Source organism: Streptomyces sp. NPDC055749 (assembly GCF_053617235.1).
This window is the reverse complement of sequence record NZ_JBSHFH010000038.1, coordinates 1-9,224: the sequence shown is the minus strand read 5'-3', so window position 1 is coordinate 9,224 and position 9,224 is coordinate 1. Positions and strand designations below refer to the sequence as shown.

The 9,224-nt window shown below is 69.9% G+C and carries 8 protein-coding genes; 7 read left to right on the top strand and 1 reads right to left on the bottom strand.

The window, feature by feature from the left end; translation table 11 throughout:
• Positions 1-325: 325 nt before the first annotated feature.
• From ACWGO0_RS25460 to ACWGO0_RS25435, 6 genes are all read left to right on the top strand, one after another.
• Positions 326-508, top strand: a complete 183-nt coding sequence (locus ACWGO0_RS25460) for a Trm112 family protein (protein WP_453539416.1) — start codon at positions 326-328, stop codon at positions 506-508.
• A 139-nt stretch (positions 509-647) separates the two neighbouring features.
• Positions 648-1,781, top strand: a complete 1,134-nt coding sequence (locus ACWGO0_RS25455; protein ID WP_453539413.1) for an SIS domain-containing protein — start codon at positions 648-650, stop codon at positions 1,779-1,781.
• Between the two features lie 176 nt (positions 1,782-1,957).
• Positions 1,958-3,121, top strand: coding sequence for a mannose-6-phosphate isomerase, class I (gene manA / locus ACWGO0_RS25450; protein WP_453539410.1), 1,164 nt, complete (start codon positions 1,958-1,960; stop codon positions 3,119-3,121).
• Positions 3,122-3,208: 87 nt separating this feature from the next.
• Entirely contained in the window at positions 3,209-4,189 is a 981-nt protein-coding gene (locus ACWGO0_RS25445) for a cation diffusion facilitator family transporter (RefSeq protein ID WP_453539408.1), read from the top strand.
• A 272-nt stretch (positions 4,190-4,461) separates the two neighbouring features.
• Positions 4,462-5,919: an adenosylhomocysteinase gene (gene ahcY / locus ACWGO0_RS25440; RefSeq protein WP_453539405.1), complete on the top strand. Its 1,458-nt coding sequence runs from the start codon at positions 4,462-4,464 to the stop codon at positions 5,917-5,919.
• Positions 5,920-6,065: 146 nt separating this feature from the next.
• Positions 6,066-6,683 carry a hypothetical protein gene (locus tag ACWGO0_RS25435; RefSeq protein WP_453539402.1) on the top strand — a complete coding sequence of 206 codons (618 nt, stop codon included), beginning with the start codon at positions 6,066-6,068 and terminating at the stop codon, positions 6,681-6,683.
• Here ACWGO0_RS25435 and ACWGO0_RS25430 read toward each other — a convergent pair.
• Positions 6,680-7,624 carry an RDD family protein gene (locus ACWGO0_RS25430; protein ID WP_453539399.1) on the bottom strand — a complete coding sequence of 315 codons (945 nt, stop codon included), beginning with the start codon at positions 7,622-7,624 and terminating at the stop codon, positions 6,680-6,682. The genes ACWGO0_RS25435 and ACWGO0_RS25430 overlap by 4 nt on opposite strands.
• A 119-nt stretch (positions 7,625-7,743) precedes the next feature.
• On the opposite strand from ACWGO0_RS25430, the gene ACWGO0_RS25425 reads away from it, so the two are divergent.
• On the top strand, positions 7,744-8,751 hold the full coding sequence (locus ACWGO0_RS25425; protein WP_453539396.1) for a stage II sporulation protein M: 1,008 nt from the start codon (positions 7,744-7,746) through the stop codon (positions 8,749-8,751).
• The last annotated feature ends 473 nt before the right edge of the window (positions 8,752-9,224 follow it).

Below are 9,224 nucleotides of genomic sequence, written 5' to 3'. Positions count from 1 at the left end.
TCTTTTTCCCGGGGGGGGTTTTTTCGCCCGGGGCCTCGTTTTTTCTCCCCGCGGGGGGGGGGCCCCGGGGGGGGGGGGGGGGCCCCCCCCCCGGTTTCGGGAAGGGGCGGGTAGGGGACAAGGCCCGCCGCAGGCGCCCCCCACCCCCCACCCCCACGACGCACCGCCGCCGCCACCACCTCGCCGCCACCACCTCGCCCCCGCCCCGCCCCGGCCGCGCCCCCGCCACCCCAGCGGTAGGCTGACGTCGCCTGATCCACGCGACCCGCACCCCCGCGACCGCGACCCGCGAACCGCTGTTCGAACGCCCGAAGGGACCCACCCCATGCCGCTCGAATCCGGCCTTCTGGAGATCCTCGCCTGCCCGGCCTGCCACTCTCCGCTCGACGACCGGTCGGCAGCCGAAAGCCCGGAGCTCGTCTGCACCGGTACGGACTGCGGTCTGGCGTACCCGGTACGCGACGGCATCCCGGTCCTCCTCGTCGACGAAGCCCGCCGCCCCGCGTAACAGCACGACCCGCGAGCACGGGGCACAGGGACACGGGGACACGGCGCGACCGGGTCGGCGACGACCACCGCCCGCACCCCCGTACCCGTCACCCGTACCCGCACCCCGCACCCCGTACGGTGATCGGAGGCCCACCGCCATGCTCGACGAGTCATTGCTCGACGCCCCGGAAGCCCTGGCCCGCGCCGACCGCCGCGGTCTGCTGCGCGGCGCGGCCGAGGCCGGCGCCCGCGTCCGTACCGCCGCCCGGCACGCCGCCGAGGCCGGCATCGGCGCCCTGGCCCCGGAAGGCCGGCCCCGCGCCGTCCTGGTCGCGGGCCCCGGCGCCGCCGCAGTCGGAGTCGCCGACCTGATCGGCGCACTCGCGGGCGCCGCCGCCCCGGTCACCCGGATTCACCCCACTGGCGTCGCGCCCGCCGCCGGCGCGATGCGCTGGGCGCTCCCCGGCTGGGCCGGCTCCGTGGACCTCCTGCTCATCGCCACGGCGGACGGCTCCGAACCGGGCCTCGCCCAGCTCGCCGAACAGGCGTACCGCCGAGGCTGCACAGTCGTAGCGGTCGCCCCCACCAGCTCCCCGCTCCGCGAGGCGGTCGACGGCATCCACGGCCTCGTCGTACCGATGGCGGCGGCCCCGCACGGCGAGTACGACGCCGAGACCGAGGCGGCCGGCCCCGGCACCCTCTGGGCACTGCTGACCCCGCTGCTCGCCCTGCTCGACCGGCTGGGACTGGTGGACGCGCCCGCCGACGTGCTGCAGAAGGTCGCCGACCGTCTGGACCACACCGCCGAACGCTGCGGCCCCGCCATCGCGACGTACAGCAACCCGGCCAAGACCCTCGCCGCCGAGCTCGCCGACAGCCTGCCGCTCATCTGGACGGAGGCCGGCGCCGCAGGCCCGGTCGGACGCCGGTTCGCCGCCGTGCTGACGGACCTCGCAGGCCGCCCCGCCCTCGCCGCCGAACTCCCCGAGGCACTGCCCTCGCACGGCCGGCTGCTGGCAGGAGCCTTCGCCGCCGGAGCGGACCCCGACGACTTCTTCAGGGACCGCGTCGACGAACCGGAAGCGATGCACGCCCGCGTCGTACTGCTCCGGGGCCGCCCCACCGGCGGCCTGAGCGCCGCGACCGCGGCGCGCGAGCTCGCCCTCAGCCACGACACGGCGATCAGCGAGCTCGAACCGGAGGAGGGCAGCGACCTCGAACTCCTCGCGGAACTCCTCGCGGTCACCGACTTCGCCGCCGTGTACGTAGCCCTGGCCTCCCAGAACCACTAACCAGACTCTCTCCCAGGCACCCCACCCGGCCACCCCTGCCACCCCCACTGGCCACCCTCACAACCTCCACCGGCCACACGCCCCACCGACACTGGCCACTCACCCCACCCGGCCACCTCCACCACCCCCCCCACACACACCACCCCCCTCACCCCCGCTTCCCGAGGACGAACTCCATGGACCGCCTCTCCAACACCGTGCGCCCCTACGCCTGGGGCTCCACCACGGCCATCCCCGAGCTGCTCGGCATCGCCCCCACCGGCGAGCCGCAGGCCGAGATGTGGATGGGCGCCCACCCAGGAGCGCCGTCCAGGGTCACCCGCTCCGGGGCCGAGCAGCCCCTCACCGAGGTCATCGCGGAGGACCCCGCCCGCGAACTCGGCCAGGCGGCCGTCGCCAAGTTCGGCCCCCGCCTCCCCTTCCTCCTGAAGCTGCTGGCCGCCGGCGCACCGCTCTCCCTCCAGGTCCACCCGAACCTCGACCAGGCCAAGCAGGGGTACGCGGACGAGGAGAGCCGGGGAGTCCCGATCGCCGCTCCCCACCGCACGTACAAGGACGCCAACCACAAGCCCGAATTGCTCTGCGCGCTCACCCCCTTCGACGGACTCTGCGGCTTCCGCAGGCCCACCGAGTCTGCCGACGCGATCGAAGCCCTCGGCGTAGACACCCTGAAGCCGTACGTGGACCTCCTGCGCGCCAAGCCCGAAGAGGCGGCTCTGCGCGAGGTCCTGACGGCGATCCTCACCGCCGAACCCACCGAGATGGCGGCCACGGTCACCGAGGCGGCAGCCGCCGCCGAACGACTCGGCGGCGCCCACGCCCCGTACGCCCAGATCGCCCACCACTTCCCCGGCGACCCGGGCGTCATCGCGGCGATGCTCCTGAACTACGTACAACTGCAGCCCGGCGAAGCGCTGTTCCTCGGCGCCGGCGTCCCGCACGCCTACCTCGGCGGCCTCGGCGTCGAGATCATGGCCAACTCGGACAACGTCCTGCGCTGCGGACTCACCCCCAAGCACATCGACGTCCCCGAACTCCTGCGCATCGTCCGCTTCGAGGCGACCGACCCGGGTGTCCTGCGCCCCGAGGCGGCGCCGTCCGGCGAGGAGCCGTACGAGACACCGGTCGACGAGTTCCGGCTGTCCCGCTACGACCTGTCGCCCGGCGCGGACCCCGTCGACCTGACGTCGGCCACCCCGCAGATCCTGCTCTGCACCTCCGGCACCCCCAGCGTCGGCGATCTCGCCCTCGCCCCCGGCGAATCGGTGTTCGTTCCGGCGGACGAAAAGGTCGAAGCGTCCCGTACAGGCACGCTCTTCCGCGCAACTGTGGTGGCTTGACGTACCGTCCGCACCAGCGGCTGCAACAATGTCCGGCCGTACCGCGGCGCCCGTGCCGCAGCACCGACGAAGGGACACCAGGCACCCATGAGCGCGTCAGGCGGAACCAAGGCGATCGTGGCGGCACTAGCCGCCAACCTCGCGATCGCAGTCGCCAAATTCGTGGCGTTCCTCTTCAGTGGCTCGTCGTCGATGCTCGCGGAGAGCGTCCACTCGCTCGCCGACTCCGGCAACCAGGGCCTCCTGCTGCTCGGCGGCAAGAAGGCCAAGCGCGAAGCCACCCCCGAGCACCCCTTCGGATACGGGCGCGAGCGCTACATCTACGCCTTCCTCGTCTCCATCGTGCTGTTCTCGGTCGGTGGCATGTTCGCGATCTACGAGGGCTACGAGAAGATCAAGCACCCGCACGAGATCGAGGCCTGGTACTGGCCGGTCGGCGTGCTGGTCTTCGCGATCATCGCCGAGACCTTCTCCTTCCGCACGGCCATCCAAGAGTCCAACCTGACTCGCGGCAACCGCTCCTGGACGCAGTTCGTCCGCCACTCGAAGGCCCCCGAACTCCCCGTCGTCCTGCTGGAGGACCTCGGTGCACTCGTCGGCCTGATCCTGGCGCTCGCCGGCGTGAGCCTCGCCCTCGTCACCGGCGACGGCGTGTGGGACGGCATCGGCACCCTCTGCATCGGCATCCTGCTGATCATCATCGCGATCGTGCTCGCCGTCGAGACGAAGTCCCTCCTCCTCGGCGAGGCCGCGGGCATCGAGGACGTCGAGAAGATCAAGGCCGCGGTCGTCGACGGCGAGACCGTCACCCGCATCATCCACATGCGCACCCTCCACCTGGGTCCGGAAGAACTCCTGGTGGCCGCCAAGATCGCGGTCGAGCACGACGAAACCGCCACCGAGATCGCCCGCGCCATCAACGCCGCCGAGACCCGCATCCGCGAGGCCGTCCCGATCGCCCGGGTCATCTACCTGGAGCCGGACATCTACAACGAGGAAGCCGCCGCCGCGGGCACCAACCCGGCCAAGGCCCCCAACGCCCCGGCCCCGACGGATCCCGGCCACTGACGACCCACTCACGCCCCACTGACGACCGCCCCGAACGGCCCGGTGATCGCCCAAGCCCCTGGACGGGCTGGGGTCCACCGGGCCGTTCGGTGTAGATTCATATGGAGTAACAGACGTCGCTGCTGATGGCGGTCGATCGGTCCGCACTGTGGACCGGCCGAGGGAGAGAGGGCCTCCGACGGACTGCACTGCGGAACTCCCGGGCATTCGTGTGCCCGCCGCCGCAGAGCCAGCCCAGCCCACCCTCGACGCTTCACGAGGAGCAGCCCGTTATGACGACGGTCGCCAATCGCCAGGACTTCAAGGTCGCCGACCTTTCCCTTGCCACCTTCGGGCGCAAGGAGATCACCCTCGCCGAGCACGAGATGCCCGGCCTGATGTCGATCCGCAAGGAGTACGCCGCCACGCAGCCGCTGGCAGGCGCCCGGATCACCGGTTCGCTGCACATGACGGTGCAGACGGCCGTCCTCATCGAGACCCTGGTCGCCCTCGGCGCCGAGGTCCGCTGGGCGTCCTGCAACATCTTCTCCACCCAGGACCACGCGGCGGCGGCCATCGCCGTCGGCCCGACCGGCACCCCGGACGCCCCCGCCGGCGTCCCGGTCTTCGCCTGGAAGGGCGAGACGCTGGAGGAGTACTGGTGGTGCACGGAGCAGGCGCTGACCTGGCCGAACACTCCCACCGGCGGCCCGAACATGATCCTGGACGACGGTGGCGACGCCACCCTCCTCGTTCACAAGGGCGTCGAGTTCGAGAAGGCGGGCGCGGCCCCGGACCCGTCGACGGCGGACAGCGAGGAGTACGCGTACATCCTCACCCTGCTGAACCGCACCCTCGGTGAGGCCCCGCAGAAGTGGACCCAGCTGGCGTCCGAGATCCGCGGCGTCACCGAGGAGACCACGACCGGTGTGCACCGCCTGTACGAGATGCACCGCGACGGCACCCTCCTTTTCCCGGCGATCAACGTCAACGACGCCGTCACCAAGTCGAAGTTCGACAACAAGTACGGCTGCCGCCACTCGTTGATCGACGGCATCAACCGCGCCACCGACGTCCTGATCGGCGGCAAGACCGCCGTCGTCTGCGGCTACGGCGACGTGGGCAAGGGCTGCGCGGAGTCCCTGCGCGGCCAGGGCGCCCGCGTGATCATCACCGAGATCGACCCGATCTGCGCCCTTCAGGCAGCGATGGACGGCTACCAGGTCGCCACGCTCGACGACGTGGTCGGCCAGGCCGACATCTTCATCACCACGACGGGCAACAAGGACATCATCATGGCCACGGACATGGCCAAGATGAAGCACCAGGCGATCGTCGGGAACATCGGTCACTTCGACAACGAGATCGACATGGCCGGCCTGGCGAAGATCGACGGGATCGTCAAGGACGAGGTCAAGCCGCAGGTCCACACCTGGACGTTCCCCGACGGCAAGGTCCTGATCGTGCTGTCCGAGGGCCGCCTGCTGAACCTGGGCAACGCCACCGGCCACCCCTCGTTCGTCATGTCCAACTCGTTCGCGGACCAGACCCTGGCCCAGATCGAGCTGTACACGAAGCCCGAGGAGTACCCGATCGACGTCTACGTGCTGCCCAAGCACCTCGACGAGAAGGTCGCCCGCCTCCACCTGGACGCGCTCGGCGTGAAGCTCACGACCCTGCGCCCCGAGCAGGCCGCCTACATCGGCGTCGAGGTCGACGGCCCGTACAAGTCCGACCTCTACCGCTACTGATCCACCCGCCGGCGCCACGCCGTCACACGTGGCGCCGACGGAGGGAAACAGCCTCAGCAGCAGCTACGAGCGCAGGCCCCCGCACCCCCGTGCCGGGGGCCTGCCCCGTATCGCACCCGCACAGCCCGAGGAACCCGAAGGACCCCATGCCCCGCGGCCGATATTCGCTCCACGATCTCCACGACCACACCCCCCTCGGCGAAGAACACTTCCACTGCGCCCCCGGCCCCTCCGGCTGGCGCTACGTCTCCCAGACCACGGCCCCGTCCGGAGACCACCTCGGCTCCGTCGACCTCACCCTCGACGAGCTCGGCCGTCCCATCCGCCTCGAACTCCATGCCAGGAGCTGGCAGATCCGTGGTGCCGCTCTGGAGGGCGTCACCTGGGTCCGGACCGACCCGACCGGCACGCACGCCACCGAAGGCAATGTCCGCGCCCACGCCTTCTCCGGTACGTCCCCCGCGTTCCTCGTCGCCACCGCACGACTCCTGCGCCTCACCCCCGATTCACCCGAGACCCGGATCCGCCTGGTCACCTTCACGGATCCGGTCCTCGCCCCCCGCACTGTCGATCAGTCCTGGGCCCTGGTGAACAGTGAAACCCACGCCACTGACAATGGCCCCCTGGTCGTGGACGAATACCAGGTCAGCGCCTTGGACACGGGCGACAGGCACACGGTTCACATCGCCGGCGACGTAGTCCTTTCGGCTCCTGGCATCGAGCTTGAGCACCTGGAATCACCGCCCTCACCCGCACCGAACTAGGCAGGCGGAGCGAACCCGGTCGAAGCAGTCCCCTCAGGCTTCACCGGAACAACGCCAGCAACCGGCACCGGTGCAGACACCACCCGCGCAGACTCCACCGGCACAACCACCTGCGGCACCGCAGGACCCCCGGCCACACCTGCCACCCCGGCCACACCTGCCACTCCCGCCGCCCCGCGGGCCCCGCCGAGAGAAGGCACGAAGGCCCGCCGCGCATCCCGAGCCTGCCGCTCGTTCACCACCGCGGCCAGATAGGCCGCCGCAGGAACCCCTTGCGGCACGGGAGCCCCGGTCCGCGCAGCCAGGTCGCTTGCCAGCCGCTCCGCGACCGACCAGCCCACTCCCGCATCGAGTTGGCCCATACGCGTCAGGTACTGCCGAATCGCCAGCCAGAGATCGTCGGGAACCGACGACAGATCCAGCTGCGCGAACCGTCCGACCAGCCAGGGAGGCGGAGGCGGTACGGCGACGGCCCGCCCGGCCGGCACTCGCTCACGTATGACGAGTGTGCCCGCGAAGACATCACCGAGCCGCCGCCCACGCGCCGACACCAGCGACGCGACGCAGGCCACGACTCCGAAGCTCATCAGAATCTCGACGATCCCCATCGCACCCCGGACCAGCGAGTGCCTGAACCGGATCGGCCCCCCGTCATCGCGTACGACACGCAGCCCGCAAGCCAGCTTCCCCAGCGAACGTCCGTGGCTCAGCGTCTCCACCGCGATGGGCCCGCCCACCAGTACAAGGAGGAAGGTCGCAACCGCTATCGCCGCCTTCGCCGCCTCGTCGAGCGACACCGTCGCGATGGCAAGCCCAATAGAAATCAGTACAAAAGCAATAAGAACGACCGCGAGATCGATTGCGATCGCCAACGCGCGGCTCGGTAGCCTCGCCGGCCGCAACCCCAACACGACCGCGTCCCCGGTCACCAGCTCATTCATCGCGCCCACCCCTTCGCCGACCTTCCCTGCCCCTCGGAACCTCAGTCTGCCAAGCTGACCCGCAGCGCGCCGCAGTAGTACGGACCCGTACGCACCCATGCCTGGAGCAGCAGCCGACCATGGACCTCGACGTCTTCGTGACCGCCCACCGAACCGAGTGGGACCGCCTGGACCACCTCCTGCACCGCGGAAGGCAGCTCACCGGTGCGGAAGCAGATGAACTCGTCGCGCTCTACCAGCGCACGGCGACCCACCTGTCCCTGATCCAGTCCAGCGCCCCGGACCCCCTGCTCACCGCCCGCCTCACGCAGCTGGTGGCCCGAGCCCGCTCCACGGTCACCGGTACCCGCAAGGCATCCTGGCGCGACGCCGCCCGGTTCCTGACCGTCGGTTTTCCCGCAGCCGTCTACCGCTCAAGGCACTGGTGGGTCCCCACCGCCGTGCTCTCCACACTCCTGGCCGCACTCATCGGCTGGTGGATCGGCACGCACCCCGAAGTCCAGTCGGCGATCGCCGCCCCGGACGACCTGCGCCGGCTCACCCGCCCCGGCGGGGAGTACGAGACGTACTACTCCAGCCACCCGGCGGCATCCTTCGCCGCCCAGGTCTGGACGAACAACGCCCAGGCCGCCGCCATGTGCCTGGTCCTCGGGGCCTTCCTCTGCATACCGGTCATCTACATCCTCTTCGTCAACGTCCTCAATCTCGCCGTGGGTATCGGCCTGATGTCCTCGGCCGGCCGGCTGGACACCTTCCTGGGCCTGATCCTCCCGCACGGTCTGCTCGAACTGACGGCGGTCTTCGTAGCAGCCGGTACGGGTCTGCGGCTCGGCTGGACCGTCATCGACCCCGGCCCACTCACGCGACGCTCTGCTCTGGCCCAGCAGGGCCGCGCCGCGATCGGTATGGCAATCGGCCTGGCACTGGTGCTGTTCATCTCCGGCCTGATCGAGGGCTTCGTAACCCCTTCCGGCCTCCCGACCTGGGCCCGCATCTCCATCGGCATCGTCGCTGAGCTGGCATTTCTCGCGTACGTCTACATCCTCGGAGGCCGAGCGGCCCGCGCCGGGAACACCGGCGACCTCGACGCCGGGGAACGCAGCGCCGAACTCCCCTCCGCGGCCTGAGGACCGATGTGCAACCGCCGCTCCTGACCTGCTAGTCTCCTCCTCGCCCACAAAAAACTGTTGACACAGTCCGCGTGGGGAGGTAGATTCAAACAGTTGCCCCGGACTGGACAAGTACGGGCTCAACGGTTAGCGTTCATCTCGCTCCTACCGGGAATCCAAGATTTCCGCAGAGCCATCGATTCCCTTATTTGAAATCATGAGGCCGTTCAATCGGCCGAAACATTTCTGATAAAGTCGGATCAGCCGAAAGGCAAAGGCCCTCCAACAGGCCGCCGGAATCAATTTCGGACCGGAAACGGAACGGAAATGAAGCTGGTAAGGTTGGAACCGCCGGAAAGGGAAACGCGAAAGCGAATTCCTGGAAAGCGAAACCCGCTTCGACTGGGAATCGGACACGAAAGAGTCTGATAGAGTCGGAAACGCAAGAACGAAGGGAAGCGCCCGGAGGGCCCCGGTGAAACGGGACCGAA